Annotated in this window: 13 protein-coding genes and 1 other RNA gene; 8 read left to right on the top strand and 6 right to left on the bottom strand. The window is 35.9% G+C overall.

Translation table 11 applies throughout. The features are described from left to right. The first annotated feature begins 161 nt into the window (after positions 1 to 161). Entirely contained in the window at positions 162 to 1,565 is a 1,404-nt protein-coding gene (locus LV89_RS04400; protein ID WP_158279507.1) for a TolC family protein, read from the top strand. 44 nt (positions 1,566 to 1,609) lie between these two features. Beyond that, the gene (locus LV89_RS04395; RefSeq protein ID WP_109741641.1) at positions 1,610 to 2,815 is read left to right on the top strand and encodes a THUMP-like domain-containing protein; all 1,206 of its coding nucleotides are present in this window, start codon (positions 1,610 to 1,612) and stop codon (positions 2,813 to 2,815) included. Between the two features lie 17 nt (positions 2,816 to 2,832). Here the strand turns inward: LV89_RS04395 and LV89_RS04390 are convergent, their stop codons facing one another. Beyond that, a complete protein-coding gene (locus LV89_RS04390; protein ID WP_211321145.1) occupies positions 2,833 to 3,210 on the bottom strand; it encodes a ribosomal maturation YjgA family protein in 378 nt (125 codons plus the stop codon). Positions 3,211 to 3,303: 93 nt separating this feature from the next. Next, positions 3,304 to 4,635 carry an APC family permease gene (locus LV89_RS04385; protein WP_109741640.1) on the bottom strand — a complete coding sequence of 444 codons (1,332 nt, stop codon included), beginning with the start codon at positions 4,633 to 4,635 and terminating at the stop codon, positions 3,304 to 3,306. A gap of 117 nt (positions 4,636 to 4,752) precedes the next feature. On the opposite strand from LV89_RS04385, the gene LV89_RS04380 reads away from it, so the two are divergent. Next, complete coding sequence (locus LV89_RS04380; RefSeq protein ID WP_109741639.1) at positions 4,753 to 6,114, top strand: deoxyguanosinetriphosphate triphosphohydrolase; 1,362 nt, start codon at positions 4,753 to 4,755, stop codon at positions 6,112 to 6,114. Between the two features lie 52 nt (positions 6,115 to 6,166). On the opposite strand, the gene LV89_RS04375 is transcribed toward LV89_RS04380, so the two are convergent. Together LV89_RS04375 and LV89_RS04370 are read right to left on the bottom strand one after the other, a co-directional pair. Next, a complete protein-coding gene (locus tag LV89_RS04375) occupies positions 6,167 to 7,210 on the bottom strand; it encodes an SdrD B-like domain-containing protein (protein ID WP_158279506.1) in 1,044 nt (347 codons plus the stop codon). A 558-nt stretch (positions 7,211 to 7,768) separates the two neighbouring features. Continuing rightward, positions 7,769 to 8,281 carry a methylated-DNA--[protein]-cysteine S-methyltransferase gene (locus LV89_RS04370; RefSeq protein WP_109741637.1) on the bottom strand — a complete coding sequence of 171 codons (513 nt, stop codon included), beginning with the start codon at positions 8,279 to 8,281 and terminating at the stop codon, positions 7,769 to 7,771. Positions 8,282 to 8,393: 112 nt separating this feature from the next. On the opposite strand from LV89_RS04370, the gene LV89_RS04365 reads away from it, so the two are divergent. From LV89_RS04365 to LV89_RS04340, 5 genes are all read left to right on the top strand, one after another. Then, on the top strand, positions 8,394 to 9,275 hold the full coding sequence (locus LV89_RS04365; RefSeq protein WP_109741681.1) for a DNA-3-methyladenine glycosylase family protein: 882 nt from the start codon (positions 8,394 to 8,396) through the stop codon (positions 9,273 to 9,275). A gap of 1,099 nt (positions 9,276 to 10,374) precedes the next feature. Continuing rightward, the gene (locus LV89_RS04355) at positions 10,375 to 12,411 is read left to right on the top strand and encodes a TonB-dependent receptor family protein (protein WP_109741635.1); all 2,037 of its coding nucleotides are present in this window, start codon (positions 10,375 to 10,377) and stop codon (positions 12,409 to 12,411) included. Between the two features lie 143 nt (positions 12,412 to 12,554). Then, positions 12,555 to 12,953: a transfer-messenger RNA gene (gene ssrA, locus LV89_RS04350) on the top strand. Positions 12,954 to 13,236: 283 nt separating this feature from the next. Beyond that, positions 13,237 to 14,301 carry a carbohydrate-binding family 9-like protein gene (locus tag LV89_RS04345; protein WP_109741634.1) on the top strand — a complete coding sequence of 355 codons (1,065 nt, stop codon included), beginning with the start codon at positions 13,237 to 13,239 and terminating at the stop codon, positions 14,299 to 14,301. A gap of 64 nt (positions 14,302 to 14,365) precedes the next feature. After that, positions 14,366 to 15,448 (top strand): family 10 glycosylhydrolase, encoded by a 1,083-nt coding sequence (locus LV89_RS04340; RefSeq protein WP_109741633.1) that lies wholly within the window; start codon positions 14,366 to 14,368, stop codon positions 15,446 to 15,448. A gap of 237 nt (positions 15,449 to 15,685) precedes the next feature. Here the strand turns inward: LV89_RS04340 and LV89_RS04335 are convergent, their stop codons facing one another. Continuing rightward, positions 15,686 to 16,087, bottom strand: a complete 402-nt coding sequence (locus tag LV89_RS04335; protein WP_229201471.1) for a prolyl oligopeptidase family serine peptidase — start codon at positions 16,085 to 16,087, stop codon at positions 15,686 to 15,688. A 227-nt stretch (positions 16,088 to 16,314) separates the two neighbouring features. After that, positions 16,315 to 18,669 carry a DNA/RNA non-specific endonuclease gene (locus tag LV89_RS25530; protein ID WP_211321144.1) on the bottom strand — a complete coding sequence of 785 codons (2,355 nt, stop codon included), beginning with the start codon at positions 18,667 to 18,669 and terminating at the stop codon, positions 16,315 to 16,317. Positions 18,670 to 18,902: the final 233 nt, after the last annotated feature.

The following is an 18,902-nucleotide window of genomic DNA, read 5'->3' as shown; positions in this document are numbered from 1 at the left end:
AACGTCTAAAATCTTCAAAAAACAGAAATGAAGACCTTGCAGGCAACAAATTCTATTGTAAAACAACGATGAATGAAACATTGCAGATAATCTATCACTAATCTTTGATAATTTTCTTGGAAATAACCATGAAGACGTTGCAGGCAACGTCTCTACTGTGTATGAAAAAAACAAAAAATATTTTAAACGTTATTTTTCTAACGTTACTTTCAAATATTGCGATTAAAGCCCAAACCAATTTTGGTTACGAAGATTTTAAAAATTTAGTCCTTAAAAATCACCCAACCGTTAAGCAAGCAAACCTGTACCCCAAAGATGCAGAAGCTGAAATCATGCAAGCAAAAGGTGCTTTTGACCCAAAACTTTCTTCCAATTTCGACCGAAAAGCATTCAAAGGAGCAGATTATTACAATCGTTGGGAAAATGCTTTGAAAATTCCAACTTGGTCGGGCGTAGATTTTAAATTGGGTTATGAAAACAGAACAGGGAAAAATTTATTACCCGAAGAATCAAGCCAATTATTAGTTGCAGGTTTGAGCCTTCCAATTGGACAAGGCTTAGTGATTGATGCTCGCAGAAATACCTTGAAACAAGCTCGTTTAGCCAAAAATTATGCTGAAGCTGAACGCCAAAAACTTATCAATTCGACCATTTATTACGCTGCCAAAACTTATTGGGAATGGTGGTTTTCGTACCAACAATTGCAATTAATTAAAGAAGGATATGATTTAGCCGACAAACGTTTTGTTGCCACTCGTGAACGTGCGAGAATTGGAGAACAAGCCACCATTGATTCTGTTGAGGCAAAAATCACCCTTCAAGACCGCCAAGTGGCTCTGGAACAAGCACTTATCGACCTACAAAATAACCGTTTGGCACTTTCAAATTATTTGTGGAGTGCCGACGAAACACCTTTGGAATTGCCCGAAGATGCCGTTCCTCCGTTGGCTGCCATTCGTAAAGTAGATGATACAACTTTGCAATCGTTAATCAGTCAGGCAAAAGCACAACATCCTGAAATTCAGAAACTCAACGTAAAAATCGACCAATTGCAAATTGAGGAACGATTCAGAAAAGAAATGTTGAAACCTATTTTCAACGCTAATTTTAATTTCATTGCTGACGGTTTTGCCTCAAAAGCGATTTATAATTACGAAAATTCCTTTTCTGTGAACAACCATAAATTGGGTTTTGAGTTTGTAATGCCATTATTTTTAAGAAAAGAAAGAGGAAAATTACAGCAAATTCGTATCAAGCAACAATCTACTGGATTTGAGCTAAATTTGGCTCGTCGGGAGATTATGAACGACGTTTACGCCGCTTATAATGACGTTCGGAATTATGAAAAACAGTTGAAAATTCAGGAAGATGCTACTAAAAATCAAGAACTTTTGGTAAAAGCCGAACAACGTAAATTTGACATTGGCGAAAGTACCCTTTTCTTGATAAATTCAAGAGAAAGCAAGTGGATTGAAATGAAAACGAAGGTAGAATCTTTGAAAAGTAAATACGAAAAAGCGTTAGCAAATTTGGCTTATATGGCTGGTTTGTCGGAGATTTTGTAATTTTACAGAAAAAAAGATTTATCGAAAATTTAGAGAAATATTCATTGTCAGAAGCTGAAAAAGACTTCATCAAAGCTCATCAAAACGATGAAGTAACGACTTTACTTTTACAGGCTAAAAAGTACCCAAATCTCAATATTCCCGATTTGGTTTTACAAATTAAAGCCAGACAAAAAGCCAAAGTAAAACTCCCAGAATGGTTTGAAAATGAAGGAATTGTATTTCCTAAAATGCTTTCTGTGGAGCAATGTTCTTCTGAAATTACAGCAAAATTTAAGGCAAATTTAGTGCAAGGAGATACGCTCATTGACCTCACAGGAGGCATGGGCGTAGATATTGCATACATGAGTAAAAACTTCAAAAAGGCTTTTTACAATGAACAAAACGCTGATTTACTAAATGTTACGAAATACAATTTTGAGCAATTAGGTATTGAAAATGTAGGTTTCATTTCGGGAAATTCAGTGGAGAATTTTGAGAAAAGCACCCATAATTTTTCTTGGGTTTATCTCGACCCACACCGCCGAGACGATACAGGTAGCAAAGTAGTTAGATTACAAGATTGTGAACCTAATATTCTACAAATCAAAGATTTACTATTTGAAAAAACAGATAATATTTTACTGAAAACCTCTCCGATGTTGGATATTGATTTGGCAATTTCTGACTTAGGAAATGTCGCACACGTCTATATCGTAGCAGTTGAAAATGAGGTTAAAGAAGTGTTATTTCACATACAGTCTCCCCGCTCTGTTGGAGAGGAGTTGGGGCTGAAGTTACACGCCATTAATCTTGCCAAAAATCAGCAAAATGAGTTTACTTTCACAAAATCTCAAGAGAAAAATGCTACCATAAAATTGGGTTCTCCACAACAATTTTTATACGAACCCAATGCGTCAATTTTAAAGTCGGGTGCTTTCCGTTTCGTAGCACAACACTTTGATTTACAGAAAATTGCTCCACATAGTCACCTTTATACTTCTGAAAAATTAGTTGATAATTTTCAAGGAAGAGCCTTTGAAATTATAGCCGTTTGTAAATTGGATAAGAAGGACATTTCAAAGCATTTAACCGACAATAAAGCGAACATAACTATTCGTAATTTTCCGTTGACGGTGAAGCAAATTCGGGAGAAATTGAAGCTCTCGGAAGGTGGAAATGAGTATCTTTTTGCAACGACTGACGCCCAAAACCAGAAAATAGTTATTATTTGCCGTAAAACAGGAATCCTTCCTGTCAATTTGCCATAAAACGGGAATCCTTCCTGTTAATCGCAAGACAGGAAAGATTCCTGTCCTACTTTGTCCAAATAATAACCTCCTAAAATTCCCAATAAATAAGAAACTAAGTCGCTCCATAAAAATCCAAAACCTAAAATCAGACCTCCTAAACGATTCTTACGAATGGCGTCAATCCACTCTGCATGATATAACTGACTGATTTCTATGGCATAACAAAAAACAAGAGCATACCAAAATGCACTTGCTTTTTGGGGAAATAACATTTTGAACCCGAAATAAATCATCATCGCCCACAAAGCATCACCCACATAAAGTTTCATAAATTCAGTGCCAAAAGTACGAGTTGCCAAGCCAATCGGAATGAGGGATAATGCACAGAGCAGGTAAATTAGCCTATTTTTCATCAACTAAATTATATTTCTTCAGTCAGATTAGTCAACTTTTAAAAAGTTGACTAATCTTTATTTTACACTCAAACGACAGGAAAGATTCCTGTTCTACGATTTTGGAATAATCTTTTTAATGAGATAATACAAAGGCAAACCTCCTAAAAATAAACCAATTGCGATTGGTAAATTTTCCTTGTTACTGATTAAAGCACTTACTGCCACCAATGTATAAGTAATGATAAAAATAGCAGGGAAAAGCACTTTCCCGAAGCCAATGGTATAAAGACTTTCAGATGTTTCTGTGATTTTTTTACGTAAAATAAAAATAGTAAAAGCAGAAGTAATCATTCCTATTGAGTCGCAAAACATGACATAGTTTAGCAATTCCTTGAACGAATCTCCGAAGAAAAGAAACAAAATCAAAAAGCTAACATAGACTGTCAAAGCAATTTCTTGCACTTGCGATTGGTCATTTTGTTTACTGAAAAACTTGGGCAAAACGCCGTCCTCTGCCATGGCATAATACACTCGTGGATTAGTCAACATCGACGAATTGACAAAAGTTAAAACCGAAATAAATAACAAAACTGACGTAACTTTTGAGCCTGTTTCTCCAAAAAATACCTTCGCCAAATCAGAAGTTAATGAAGTAGAATTTGCCATTCCGTCCATTCCCAATACTTTATAATACGCAAAATTGATTGCCAAATATAAAAACATCACCAAGCCACAACCAATAAAAATGCCCTTTGGAGTGTTTTTTGAAGGATTTTCAATATCTGTTCCAAAATTTATGGTTTGCTGATAACCTCCATACGTAAAGAAAATTGGAATGAAACTAAGAGCCAAAGCCTTAAAATAATCCATCGTTTCCCAATGTTCGCTCACTAAATTGGTTGAAGTTTTTGGCGTGGGGTGATTTCCGAAAATGGTAAGAATCAGCAAGCCCATCAACACAATTTTTATCATTGAAAGCACATTTTGCGTCTTTGCCGAAAGTCTAATTCCGATAAAATTGATAGCGTATAAAATCACGATGGTGCTGATAGATGTAATTTTAATTCCCAATTGATTTTGTAATGATTCGGGCATCAAAACAGGATTGATGTATTCCGCTCCGACCATTGCCACAATTGAAACTGCTCCCGCATTTGAAATTACTAACATCCAGTTGACCATAAAAGCAAAAGCGGGGTGATAACAATAGGAGAAAATCTTGTAAAATCCGCCTTTTACGGCATATCTTGAACCGATTTCTGCGTAAGTTAAACCGCCCAAAAAGCTGATGACTCCACCTAAAATCCAAGCTAAAAAGAAAATTGTGGGAGTTTGTGCCGTTTTGGCTACTTCTACGGGATTTCTGAAAATCCCCATACCAATAATTAGGCTCACCACAAGCATAATGGTATCGAAAAGGTTTAGTTTGTTTTTGTGGCTCATATTTGTTGATGAAATTTCTTCTATCGTAAATTAGAAATTAGCACTCAGAAATCATAAATTTGAATAAAGAAATTATTGAATTTAACCGATAACTAAGGTCAGCCTTTTTACGCAATTATGAACTGGAAAACTCTATACACAAGCAAGCGACTCGGTGATGAAAAAAAGTACGAAAATGAAAAATCTGACCCCGTTCGGAATGCTTATTTACGTGATTATGACCGACTTATTTTTTCTTCTCCTTTCAGAAGGATGCAAAATAAAACGCAAGTTTTTCCAGTTCCCGGCCCTATTTTCGTTCATAATCGGCTAACACATAGTTTGGAAGTGGCATCGGTTGGACGTTCTTTGGGAAAAGCTGTTGGAGTAAAATTATCCCAAAAATATCCAGAAGAATCAGCCGATTTCCATGAGTTTTACCGCTACGATTTACCTACCGTTATTGCTACGGCTTGTTTGGCTCATGATATTGGAAATCCTCCTTTTGGGCATTCGGGCGAGTCTGCTATCAGAAATTATTTCGATAACCTTTCGGGAGAAACAAAAGACACTTTAGAAGCCGAGCTTTCAGAAAATCAGCTCAATGATTTCCGTAGATTTGAAGGAAATGCCAATGCTTTCAGAATTTTAACCAATGCCGACAATGGTCATAAATTGACTTACACCGCCATTGCTTCCATCGTGAAATATCCAACGGATTCGACTAATGGATTTGATAAAACAACAGGATTTATTGGCACAAAAAAGTCTGGATTTTTTGATTCAGAAATTGAGATTTACCGAAAAGTAGCCGCTGAATTGAACATTAGGGTTTTAGACGATGAACGCAACACCTACGCTCGCCACCCTTTCGTATTTTTGATGGAAGCCGCCGACGATATTTGTTACAGAATTATTGATTTAGAAGATGCTCACCGTCTCCGAATTTTGAGTGTTCAGCAAGTAATTGATTTGCTTTTACCATTCTGGGAAAAAGACGAAAAGACTTATAACTACATCAAAAATGATAAATTACATCGTATTGAAGATAATAATGAAAAGTTGTCTTTCCTACGAGCCATGTTGATAAATCTGCTTTCTCAAAAATGTACAGAAGCGTTTTTAGAGCATGAAAAAGAGATGTTAGCGGGTAATTTGAATAAATCTTTAATTGATATTTTGGACACTCATACGCTTGCTTGCTTAAAGAATGTCGATAAAATTTCAATTAGCGATATTTACAATCATAAATCGGTCATTGAAATAGAAATTGCAGGCTACAACGTAATTGGAGCATTATTAGACGAATTTGTTACGGCAATTTTGCATCCACAACGCCCCAAATCAGGGAAATTATTACAACTAATTCCCAAACAATCGAACATCAAACAAGGAGATTTGTACAACAATATTCAAATTGTTGTGGACTTTGTAGCGGGAATGTCTGATTTGTATGCCGTAGATTTGTATAGGCGGATTACTGGTATTACAATTCATTAAGTAGCACATACTTTAGTCTGTACTCAAACATACAGACTAAAGTATGTGCTACTTAAATCTTTTTAGCAATAAACGGAACACATTTAGGAATTGCAGGACATTCAGATTTATGAAGTCCAAAATCAATGGTTAAGTTAGAATTTTTATCTGCCGCAGTACCGTTTGTGGAGTCTCCATCGTTTTGCGGTTCTGTATAATTACTCAGTTCTATATAATTTGTTCTGACGGTTTGCCCTGAAACCGTTGTGCCATCATCATCGTTATTAATATCATCATTTGCACTTATAGAAGGCTCGTAAATACCTGTTGGAGAACCATTTACGCCCACGCTCGACTTATAATCTGTTGGAGCTTCTACTTCTACAATATAAAATCCCGGAACTAAATTCGCAAAAAGATATTTACCTGTTGTGGCGTTGGTTGTCGTTGTCTGAATAGCAACGCCATCAACATTATTCGTTGGCGAACCGCCTTCAATTTTAGCTTTATATAGCCTAACTGCCACATTGCCAAGTCCAACTTCTGTATTATTATTCAAGCCATCATTATTGGTATCGTTCCAAACTAAATTACCGATACTCAAACATTTATTCACCGTTGGCACTAACGAAGCAATAACAATACAACCATTTTCATACGTTTCTGTTAATGTATAAGTTCCCACTTGACGGAGGTCTTCAGTGGTTGGAATATTGGTGGCAGAAGCCGTTGAAGTATAACTATCTGGACCAGTCCAAGCATAAGATAAAGGTTGTTCGTTTGCGTTACGAATAATCACATCCCTCAATCGTAAATTTTCACCCACGCATACATTTGTAAAACCACCAATAACTGCCACCTCAATAGCATTTGATTTAACCAAAGTTGTTGCCGTTGCCGATTGTCCAGTTATAGAAACCGTTACGGTATAAACGCCCATACCTTTGTCAATCAAGTTTGTGATTGTTGCGTCTTTTTCTGACGAAGTATAGCCATTAGGACCTTGCCACGAAAAAGTTGCTCCAGTTCCTGCATTAGTTGTTGTTGCAATTTTAAAGTTAGCCCCCAAACAAGTGGGTATCGTATCTTTAACCGAAATGCTAATTTGGGCTTTCATTTTAAACGTAATCGTAAAAAATAGAAAGAATAACAAGCAAATGATTGCTGTTTTTGAGATTTGAAAATGGGAAGATTTCTTCATCACCAATGGGTAGTTTTTAAGCTGAAAAGATTTAATTTAAAATCGCTCAGAGCGATAAATTATTAAAACTTAGGCTTAACAGAAAACCTCTGAAAAGAATTTTCAGATTTGTTTTACTGTTTAATTTTATCAATTATTATTGATAAAAACACCTCTACTTGGCAATTAGGGGATATAATTAAATTCTTGGCAAAAAGATTTTCAAGATATTTTGTTTTTGGCATAGCTCTGAAAATCAATCAATAAATATGAGCAAAAATTATGCCGTTAGGCAGTAACACAGACTTTAGTCTGTAAAGGTAAATTTCAGATACAGGCTAAATACAGTGTTTAATAAGTTTCTTCAACTTCCCGAAAGTAGAAAAAACTTTCGGGAAGTGAACCTCTCGACCACTTCCCGAAAGTTTAACCCACAATGGAATTGTTTCGGGAAGTTGAAATAACTTATTAAACAGTGTACTAAAGCCTGTATTACTAAAACAAACTTGTTTGATAATTTCCTGAAAACTTGGCTTCATGTTCCAAAAGCCATTTTTTTCGCCATAAATCGCCACCATAACCAACCAATGAACCATTTGCACCAATAACTCTGTGGCAAGGAACAATGATATTAAATTTGTTATTCCCATTGGTTGTTCCTACGGCACGAATGGCTTTTTCGTTGCCAATTCTACGAGATAATTCTAAATAGGAAATCGTTTTGCCGAAAGGAATATTTTCTAATGCTGCCCAAACGGTCTTCTGAAAATCTGTCCCTTTGTGTTGAATTTTCAAGTCAAAATCTTTTCGATTTCCCTCAAAGTATTCGGTAATTTGCTGAATATAATCGGTTATTACTTTTGGAACATAATCCGTTTCTACCTTTCTTGGACTTGGCTTCTTTTGGGCATCTACAAATAAAATAGAGGTCAAATAATCTTCCGTTGCTGAAATTTCTAATTCGCCCAAAGGAGAATCTATATATTTTGTAAAAATTGTATCTTCCATAAATTAAAGGAGTGAAATTCGTTTTCCTTTTACGCAATTTGCAGATTTTTTCACATATTTCTATTCCGTATCTTGCGTTTTGATTTTAACGATTGTTTTGACTTCTTTGCTTATGACTTTTTCAATTCCAATTCCTCCCAATTTCTCTTTTCAAGAATGTCTTTGGTTTTTAGATAGAAATTATGATGACTGTCTGCATGAAATCCGAGAATCTTCAGTCAGGAAGTTAATTTTAGTTCAAGCAATACCAATCTTAATTGACATTTCTGAAAAAGAACAAAATCTAATTATCACTATTTTAGAAGGGAATCCGCAGCAACAAATTGTTATTGATTTTGTAAAAGAATGGTTTGACATTGAACGAGACTTAACAGATTTTTATCATCTTCTACATCAAGATTCTGACCTCAATTACATGGTTACTGAATATAAAGGTCTGCGACTTTTGGGCATTCCTGATTTATTTGAAGCATTATGTTGGTCAATTATTGGTCAGCAAATCAATTTGAATTTTGCTTACAAACTCAAAAGACGTTTTACTGAAGTCTATGGCACAACATTTCACTTTCAAAATTCTGTGTATTATGCTTTTCCTTCTTGCGAAGTTGTTGCCAAGTTAAAAGTTGAGGATTTATTACCGATGCAATTTTCAAATAGAAAAGCAGAGTATTTAATAGAAATTGCCAAACAATTTGTAGATGGAAATATTTCCAAAGCAAAACTTTCTGAATTAAGTACAGACGAAGCCCTCAAAAAACTAATTCAAGTGCGGGGTATCGGAGAATGGACAGCCAATTATGCCTTGATGAAATCTTTAAAAAGATTAGAATGTATAACCTACGGAGATGTTGGATTATATAATGCCCTACATTGTCTAAAAAAATTCCCAAAACGCCCCAGTCGTGGAGAAATAGAATCGTTTTTTATCAATTTTAAAAATTGGGAAGCCTACACGGTTTTTTATTTATGGAGAAGTTTGGCTATTCCTCAATAATTAAGGCTTAAAACTTTTCTTTTTACTTTTTTCTTATTTCACAAAAAGTTTGGCACGGCATTTGTCATAACATAATTATCCCAGCAATGCCGCCACAAATGTTAGGAGTCGGAAGACAAAAACTAAAAAAAGTAGTAACCTGTCAAGAAAGTTTGGCACGGTAATTGAAAACAAAAATATCAGAAGTCTAAATGCAGATTTCTATTATTAATTGACTAAAATCCAATCTTTTTACCGCCATGAAGAGAATTTGGGTCAAGCTAAGGAGTTTGAATTCTCCTGTTAAATTAGGAGAATTCAAACAAAAAAGCCTCGATATAGCTAAACCAAATCTTTGAAAAATAACAGTGGCGGAATTCATTTACAATTCCTTTCTTGCAGAATTTCTCTGCCCTTTTTACCACCGTATTTTACATTTTTTTGAGTTAAAATTTAATCAGCCATTTTGATTATTTAATGCTGATTTGCACATGATAAACATATTAAAATTATATGTAAAAATGTGTTTGAAAAATTTCCCCGAAGTGAGCAACAATTTAAAAATGTTGGCGGACGTTTTTAAAGGGCAACCTTCGGGAAAGACCTTACGGGGAGGAAAGTTTTGCACGCTACGATGTGTTGGCGGACGCAGAACAGATGTTGCAGAACGATCAATTCCAAATCCGTATTAGCAGAGGAAGTGGAGTAAATTGATTTTAAAAAGTTGGCGGACTTTGAGAGTCGATTCTCCACTAAACCTTTGTATTTTGAAAGTGTATAATCCTTACTTAATATAAAAGTTTAATAATCCAACCCATAATACAACCCTGTTGAGTCTCGACTTTTCAGGGTTTTTTTTATTTAATTGTGAGTGGTGATTTAGTGAATTAGTGATTGTTATTCATCCGATAAATCACAATGAACCATTTACCAATTCACACTTCACTAAATCACCAATTCACTAAATCACCATTCACCAATTCACCAATCACCAATTCACCAATTCACCAATCACCAATTCACCAATCTCCAATCACCAATTCACCAATCACCAATTCACCAATCACCAATTCACCAATCACCAATAATTCCTACCTTTGTGAAATAACGAACACAAAAAATGTATAGAATTATTTTACTTTCTTTTTTCCTATTTTCATTTAAGATTTTTGCTCAAACAGATACAACTTTGCTATCAAAAGAGCTACAATCTGTTACGATTTCGTCTTCACGATTTGTCGCAAAAGATATTCAAACGCCACTTTCTGTTACCGTAATTGACCAATCTCGTTTACAAATTGGGCAATCCAAAATTTCTCTTTTTGAATCTTTAGGGGCAGTTTCTGGAGTTTTTGCGATGAATTCAGAAAATTTTGCCCAAGATTTACGCATTTCCATTCGTGGATTTGGTGCAAGAGCATCTTTTGGTATTCGAGGATTAAAAATTATGATGGACGGAATTCCAGAATCAATCCCAGACGGCACAGCAAAAGTTGGAAATTTAGATGTTGGCATGATGGAACGCATGGAAGTTATTAAAGGACCTGCTTCGGGACTTTATGGAAATGCTTCGGGCGGAGTAATTAGTATGTTTTCTGAAAATGCCACAAAAAATTTTGCAGAATTTCAAGCAAATTTTGGCTCTTTCGGTTTACAGAGATACCAATTTAAAACGGGACAAGAACTTGGGAAATTAATGTATTTTGTCTCGGCTTCTCGTTTGCAAAGCACTGGTTATCGGGAACATAGCCGTTTGGAACGCAATTTTTTGAATGGAAAAGTGATTTATCAATTTACCGATAAAAATAAATTAACTTTTTTAGCCAATTATATCAACAGTCCGAAAGCAGAAGATGCAGGAGCTTTAACTCAAACGGAAATTGATAATAATCGTCAACAAGCGAGACAAGTAAATTTAACATTTAATGCCTTCGAAACCTTCAAACAAGGACGTTTGGCATTTATTTACGACCATAATTTTAATGAAAAACATCAAATTAACGCACGAGTTTTTTATTTGAACAGAGATTTTTCTAATCAGCAAGCCTTACAAGCGAGCGGACAAATTGCATTTAATCGTGATTTTGCGGGCGGTGGATTTAATTATCAATTTTCTACTAAAAACTATCGCCTAAAAACAGGATTAGACATTGAAAATCAACAGGATAATAGAAAAAGATTTGATAATTTATTGGGAGAAAGAGGAACTTTACGTCTCGACCAAATAGAAGAATTTAGAAGTATTGGCGTATTTATTTTACAAGAATTTTTATTCAGTTCTAAATTTAGAATGTCATTAAACACTCGTTTTGATGATGTTCGTTTACAAGTTTCGGATAAATTTCTGACCGATGGCGACCAATCTGCTACGCAATCTTTCCAGAAAATTAATCCAATGATTGGATTTTCTTATGCTCCTACCCCATCACAATCAATTTTTACCAACTTTTCTACCAACTTTGAAACGCCATCTTTGAATGAATTATCCAATAATCCCAATGGAACAGGCGGGTTTAATCCAAGTCTCAATCCACAAAAATCAAGAAATTTTGAAGTGGGGTACAAAGGCATTTTAAGCAAGAAATTCAGAGCCGATTTATCATTATTTTACATAGAAGTTGAAGACGAAATTGTACCTTATCAGCTACCCAATCAGGCAACAAAAACCTATTTCAGAAATGCAGGATTATCGGAAAGAAAAGGAATCGAATTGGGCTTAACCTATAAAATCAGAGCAGGATTGACGACGTATTTTAACTATACCCTTTCAGATTTTCAGTATAAATCTTATCAAACAACAGCAGGAAAATTTGATGGAAATATGCTAACAGGAATACCTAAACACAATATTTATGGCGAAATTAGATATTTTCCCAGCATCGGAATTTACGCCATTGCACAAATAAGAAGTATTAGTAAAATCTATGCTGACGATGCCAATTCTGTAACCAATAATGCTTATACAACTGTAAATCTGAGAGTTGGTTACAAGAAAAACATTGGAAAACTCCAATTTGAACCGTTCTTTGGCGTAAATAATTTACTGAATGAAGTTTACAACGCTAATATTTTAATTAATGCCACTGCCAATCGCTATTTTGAACCAGCTTCGGGGAGTTTTATTTTTGGAGGTTTGACGGTTAGTATTGGAAAATAGTATAACCGCAAGGACGCTATGACGCAAAGAAAAGATTAATCTTGTAGCAAATTGGATATTTTATTACGCAAGGTAAAAAAATAGCGTCATAGCGTCATTGCGGTAATTTTTTATCATTACCTTTGCAATCCCAAATGCAAAATGGGGACGACCGGTATTGACAGCTTGTGCAGGTCGGTAGTAAGCACGTCGGGAGTTGGTCTTGACCTCCCGTAACTAATCAGTCCAAACAATAATCGGCAATACTCAGTATGCCATGGCAGCTTAATTCTTAATTGAATTTCGTTTTGGATAGTCCCAATTAGATTGCGACTATTCGCCACCTCCCACTCCGCTAAACTTTGCCGTGGAGAATTGGGGGGACGCTACGCAAAGTCGAATGTTGTGATTTCTCTAAGCAAACATTTAGTACAGAGAGGATAAGGACGGAATTAGGTCAGGCTTGAACCTTGCCCGTCTCGAAAAAATAATCAAGACTAAACGTGTAGAAAGTTATCGAGTTCCTTGTCTGGACGAGAGTTCGAATCTCTCCGTCTCCACAAATAAAAACCGCTTAAATCGTCAGATTAAGCGGTTTTTTATTTTCTATTGATTTAGAACGACAACACTTATTCCTATTTTGAGATAAAACAATACTTTTCTAACAACTTCTTAAATTCTTCCAAATAATTTTCCAAAACACTTCAAAACAGGATTTGAATTCTCCTACAAAAGTCTATTTTAGCAATTGATTGATTAGAAAAACACACAAAGTTGTCTGTACTAATCAGATTATTTCATCAACAAAAGTCGTGATTTTTACCTCAAAACGACTGTACTTAAAATATGAAAAAACTATTTCTTTCTGGAATAGTTTGCTTAAAACTGTGTTTTGGTTTTTCGCAAGCAATTCCCAATTCTCTCCATTATACTTGTTTCAGAGCTGAAAAACCTTTAAAAATTGATGGAAAATTAAATGAAACTTCTTGGCAAAAAGCTCAATGGACAAGCCTATTTGTGGATATTGAAGGCGATAAAAAACCTTTGCCAACGCAAGCTACAAAAGCAAAAATGCTTTGGGACGACCAATATTTATACATTGCGGCGGAATTGGAGGAGACAAATATTTGGGCTTATCAAACCACAAAAGACCAAATTGTTTACTTAGAAAATGATTTTGAAGTATTTATTGACCCCGATGGCGACACTCAAAATTACTTTGAATTGGAAGTAAATGCGGCAAATAATACGTTTGACCTTTTCTTACCAAAACCTTATCGAAACGGTGGAAATGCCCTGATTAATTGGGACATGAAAAACCTAAAAACGGCTGTTCATATCGACGGAACGTTAAATAAATCGAAGGATATTGATAAAGCTTGGACGGTGGAAATTGCCATTCCAATTTCATCGCTAAATATGGACGATAAAAATCATCTTCCGCAAGATTTATCGTTTTGGCGAATCAACTTTTCACGTGTTGAATGGGATTTTTCTTTAGAAGATGGAAAATATATTCGCAAGAAAAAGGAAAATAACGAAGGCGTTTTACCAGAATACAATTGGGTATGGTCGCCACAAGGAGCAATCAATATGCACTTGCCTGAGCGTTGGGGCTATCTCGTTTTTTCTACTCAAAATGTTGGGGCAACGCCTATCAATTTTACACTTCCAGAAAGCGAAAAATTAAAACAAATTGCTTGGCAAATTTACGACAAACAAAAAACGTATTTCGCTAAAAATCAACGATATGCAAGTAATTTAACAGAACTTTCATTTGACAATAACGACTACGAAATCTCGATGGAAGCGACGAGTCAAACGTTTATCATTTGGGTTTCGGATAAAGCTAAAAAAACGTTCATTACGCTCAATCAAGATAGTGTTTTAAATGTCAGACAGAAGCCGTAAAACCGAATTTTATTACATTTTTTAAGATAATTAACGAACTATTTTTCATCATAAAACCTCAAACATGAACAAACGTACCTTTTTAAAACAAGTTGGTTTAACTGCCTTTGCAGCCGTTGAATCTTCACAATTGATTAATGCAAAACCTGTTTTGCCTCCACAAAAATCAGCGAATACGCTTAAAAATTGGGTTTGGGTTAATCCTGACCATAAAGAATCGGCGGAAGTTTTGACAGAGCGTTACAAAAAATACAAGGCTCACGGCATTACGGGAATTTTCTTTGAAGCTGACGACGAAAAGCATTTCACCATTGCCAAAAAACAAGGTTTAACAACGCACCGTTGGATTTGGACACTAAATCGTGGCGAAGAAAGTCTTTTAAAAGCTCATCCAGAATGGTATGCTATTAACCGAAAAGGAGAATCTTGTGCCGACAAACCTCCTTACGTTGGGTATTATCGTTGGCTTTGTCCGTCTCGTCCAGAAGTACGAGATTATCTTGAAAATGTTGTAAAAACAGAATTGAGCAAACCTTATGTTGATGGCATCCACTTAGACTATGTGCGTTATTGCGATGTTATTTTGGCGGTAAATCTTTGGCAGGTTTATGGTATTAAACAAAACCAAGAATTGCCAGAATATGACTTTTGTTATTGCGAAGTTTGTCAGCAAAAATTTAAAGAGAAAAAAGGAATCGACATTACAAAAGTTGAAAATCCAGACCAAAATTTATCGTGGAGAAAATTCCGTTATGATAATGTAACTCGCTTGGTAAATCATCTGGCTGAAACGGCAAAAAGTTTCAAAAAACCAATCAGTGCGGCAGTATTTCCAACGCCAGAAGTTGCCAAAAGAATCGTTCGTCAAGATTGGGTAAATTGGAATTTAAACTTAGTTTGTCCGATGATTTACCATAAATTTTACAAAGAAGATGTCAGTTGGATTGGCGATGCCGTAGAAGAAGGTGTAAAAGCATTGCATGGCAAATTTCCGTTATATGCAGGACTTTATTTACCAGATTTTGACAGCAACGATGAAATTTCTCAGGGAATTAAATTGGCTTTGAAAAATGGAGCAGCAGGGATTTCGTTATTCGGAAATGTCACCGATGATGTTTTGAAAGCTTTGGTAAAAGGTGTTAATTAAATGAGGCGACCGTCGCTCGATTGATATTCTTTCAAAAAGCCGTAGGCTTGACCCATCTTGTAGCCCCGAAATTCATTTCGGGGTGAAAATGACCAAACAAACCTTTAAATATTCCGTTATTTCCCCGAAATAAATTTCGGGGCTACAAAATCTCCCGAGCCTACGGCTCTTTTTAAGGCAAATATTAAAGTGCCAAAGTAGAATTAGTAGATTCATTCCGAAATATAATAGTCACCCCTAAAAACCTATTTCCTTCAAGAAAACATCAATTTTGTTCATTAATTCTTTCTTTCCATAAGCAGGGTCAGAATGTCCTGCATTAGGAATAAATTCGATTTGAGCTTTCAGATTTTTACTTTTATACGCACTCCATAATTCAATCGACTGATTAACGGGAACTTGAATATCTTGCTCGCCATGCACAATAAACATGGGTGGGTCAGTACTGTCAACTTGATAAACAGGACTTGCCAATTTTGCCAATTCAGTAGCTTGGTCTAAAGGTTTGCCTAACAAAATTGCCAAAGCGGGTAAGCGTACATTCAAGCCGTGCGGGGTTGATTGATTAAGAATGGTCAGGAAATTAGTTGGCCCATAAAAATCTAAACAAGCCTGCACCGACGACGACGTATTTTTCAACTTCTCGAAAGTAGAAATAACTTTCGAGAAATGAAGTTAGTGTTTTATACTTCTCGAAAGTTATTTACCCGCAATGGATATTGTTTCGAGAAGTTCTTTCGGATAATTAAGCTTCCCCAAAAAACTTATTAAACACTATATTAAGTTAAGCATCATTTCATAAAAAAACCAAGTCTCATCTCGAAACTTGGCTTTTTTGAAGAAACTCAAAATGCTTCTTCTGTCACTTAATTAGACACAGTATCTACCTGAGCCTCAATAACATTTTGAATCGCCGTTGGTACATTCGATAAGAAATTATAGCCCGTCGCTGCTTCAATGGCATCAACGGTTGTGCGGTATGTTCGCCAATCGTTGGTTCTGATACCTTGAACATTAGGCATAATAATGGCAATAACACGAGTAGAAGTTGAAACTCTATTGGCGTCATCATCACCATTTGGAAGAATTACCGCAATTTTGAAAGTCTGTGCTGGTACGGTAATTTTCCCACCTGCAATGGTACTAACTGTTCCTGCCGAGCCTGTTCCTCCTACTCCATACGAACCTGCAATGATGTAAATTTCCTGATTACTACCCAATTGACCACGTAAATAACTTTCGAGTCCCTCCCAAGGACCTTGGTTATTATCGGGTGCTTGCGGAATCATGTTTGTCATCAAGAAAGTGGCTGAGTTATTGGCAACTGTACTCGTTCTATCTCCCGACGGCGTCATGTGTCCACGGTCAAAACCACTTCCAGAATAATCGGTATTGGTTACTTGATACCAACCACTTGGTAAAGAAGTATCATTTCTAAAATCGTTCTGACGAGTGGTTGAGCCAATGGAAGCACTATTCAAATACCAACTTACCCAATTTGAAGTTGCTTTTGCTCGGCTATAACTCATCACATATTGAGGTTTTTCAAGCAAATAGTTATTTTCATTACTGATAGCAGTTGTGGCATTGGAAGGATTTCCCATAGCTAAATTAATATTGGTAGATTGCACAGGAACAACAGGAAAATTCACTTTAAAAGTTGCCGTTTGGATATTCAAAGTACCACCTGTATCTACAATTAATTTAGCACAACCTTGTTCAAGATCTGAATTGATGACTGTAATAACGTGCGTATTTCTTACACGAACGGTATCACTTAAAGCAGGAATACAATTACAAGTCCAACTGGTAGGGTCGTTCCAATTCCCACTTTTTACAGACCTAATTATTGCCGAAGGTGTATTGTCAATAATACTAATAGCAGGGCTATTTACAGCACTTAAAGCATCACCAGAAACAACAGTTGCCGTTAAAATTACTCCCAATTCTTCTTTATCATAAGTAACTCCGCTAATGGCTACACTATTTTCGCCTGCGGGAATAACGCCTGTTAATGTTCCTCCAAGAGTGCCTGTTCCTGTATTCAAACTAAGCGAAACAGTGGTTGCCATTGCTACATTTTGAGGATTTTGATTATTATCTTGTGCTTGAATATTGACAATAAATGCAGTATTTGGCGAAGGCGACGTGGGCGTGATACTCGTAATTGCCAAAGTTGTAGGTAAAACAATATCTGCTACTGTGCCTGACAAACTCACCGTTGGGCTTGTAGGTGCTGAACCTCCACTATGTGCGATACTTCCCGAATATGTACCTACTGATAGTCCTGCAATAAGACGTGCATAAATGGGAGTATTCAACGAACCTGCATTGGGTGTTAGCGTAAGTGTATTCCCAAATCCAGCAGAAGCAGAAGTTGATATTTCAAAATTGTCATTAACTGTCAATGTTATGTCACCAGTTAAAGATGAACCAATCACATTATAATTTCCAGCACTTGAAGGACCATTTCCTGTAAAATAATTGAGGTTTGTTAGGCTATTGGGATTTACCGTAATAGTTGGGCCTGTGCTAAGACCTGTAACAGTCACATTATCAATAGAAATCTTCGGACGGCTACCTGTTGGAGATGTTGCAGGTCCACCATTGTGATAGTAAAAACGTAATTTTACAGTCCCCTGATTATTCAAAGCTGAGGGTAAGGGAATGCTAATATTAGCAGATTTTGCTACGTTATTATTGGCGGTAAACGGCAAATTTGTACCTGTCAATTCTGTCCAAGTAGTGCCATTTGTAGCATAATAAACTTTCAAACTTCCTGCTCTATTTCCTGTACTGTTAACCACAGAGGCAGCATCAAAAGTTAATGTTCCTGCATTTCTATTAGTAAAATTTAGATTTAAGTCTAAGGCAACAGCCGACGAATTATCGCTTGTTCCTGTTGATAAAAACTGAATATTGGTGCTTCCATTTTGTACACCACCAGAAGTTCCAGATGAAAATGCAACAGAGGCAACCGTTGTGGCAGTTGCCGAAGGAATTGTTCCCGCACTTACCGCTACTGATGACCATGAATTTGTAGAAGGCGTAGTCCAACTGGTAAATGTTTCTGAATAATTTCCCAGAGACATATCATAATAAGTTTGCCCAAATGAGCCAAAACAACTAACAATAAGTAGGAAAAAAGAAAAAACAATAAATCTCAATAGATTCAAACGAGTATTAGTCAATACTCTTGAGAGGGTACGAATTTGGTTCATAATAACTTAGGATAATTTGTTTGTTGAAATATTTTTAAAAGGCATAGCAAAGCCCAATTACCAATACCGACAACCGTAACAATGCGTCAGCATAAGGAATTGTGTGTTTCAAAACAGCAAAATGAGTAGAGCCTAAAATGTTGAATTATAGGTACAAGCAATCGAAAGTAGAAAACAGATAAAATTTGATTAGGGTAGTTTTTAACCGTAGAAGGTAATCATTGATGAAATGG

Origin of the sequence: Arcicella aurantiaca, from assembly GCF_003148625.1 — a bacterium.
Lineage (GTDB): Bacteria > Bacteroidota > Bacteroidia > Cytophagales > Spirosomataceae > Arcicella > Arcicella aurantiaca.
Note: the sequence above shows the minus strand (reverse complement) of the source record. Positions and strands in the feature narration are given on the sequence as shown.

Excerpts from the sequence above, each read along its gene's own strand:
- LV89_RS04340 (WP_109741633.1), top strand. The coding sequence starts at position 14,366 with ATGAACAAACGTACCTTTTTAAAACAAGTTGGTTTAACTGCCTTTGCA.
- LV89_RS04370 (WP_109741637.1), bottom strand. The coding sequence starts at position 8,281 with ATGGAAGATACAATTTTTACAAAATATATAGATTCTCCTTTGGGCGAA.
- LV89_RS04345 (WP_109741634.1), top strand. The coding sequence starts at position 13,237 with ATGAAAAAACTATTTCTTTCTGGAATAGTTTGCTTAAAACTGTGTTTT.
- LV89_RS04375 (WP_158279506.1), bottom strand. The coding sequence starts at position 7,210 with ATGAAAGCCCAAATTAGCATTTCGGTTAAAGATACGATACCCACTTGT.
- LV89_RS04355 (WP_109741635.1), top strand. The coding sequence starts at position 10,375 with ATGTATAGAATTATTTTACTTTCTTTTTTCCTATTTTCATTTAAGATT.
- LV89_RS04380 (WP_109741639.1), top strand. The coding sequence starts at position 4,753 with ATGAACTGGAAAACTCTATACACAAGCAAGCGACTCGGTGATGAAAAA.
- LV89_RS04365 (WP_109741681.1), top strand. The coding sequence starts at position 8,394 with ATGACTTTTTCAATTCCAATTCCTCCCAATTTCTCTTTTCAAGAATGT.
- LV89_RS04400 (WP_158279507.1), top strand. The coding sequence starts at position 162 with ATGAAAAAAACAAAAAATATTTTAAACGTTATTTTTCTAACGTTACTT.
- LV89_RS04385 (WP_109741640.1), bottom strand. The coding sequence starts at position 4,635 with ATGAGCCACAAAAACAAACTAAACCTTTTCGATACCATTATGCTTGTG.
- LV89_RS25530 (WP_211321144.1), bottom strand. The coding sequence starts at position 18,669 with ATGAACCAAATTCGTACCCTCTCAAGAGTATTGACTAATACTCGTTTG.
- LV89_RS04390 (WP_211321145.1), bottom strand. The coding sequence starts at position 3,210 with ATGAAAAATAGGCTAATTTACCTGCTCTGTGCATTATCCCTCATTCCG.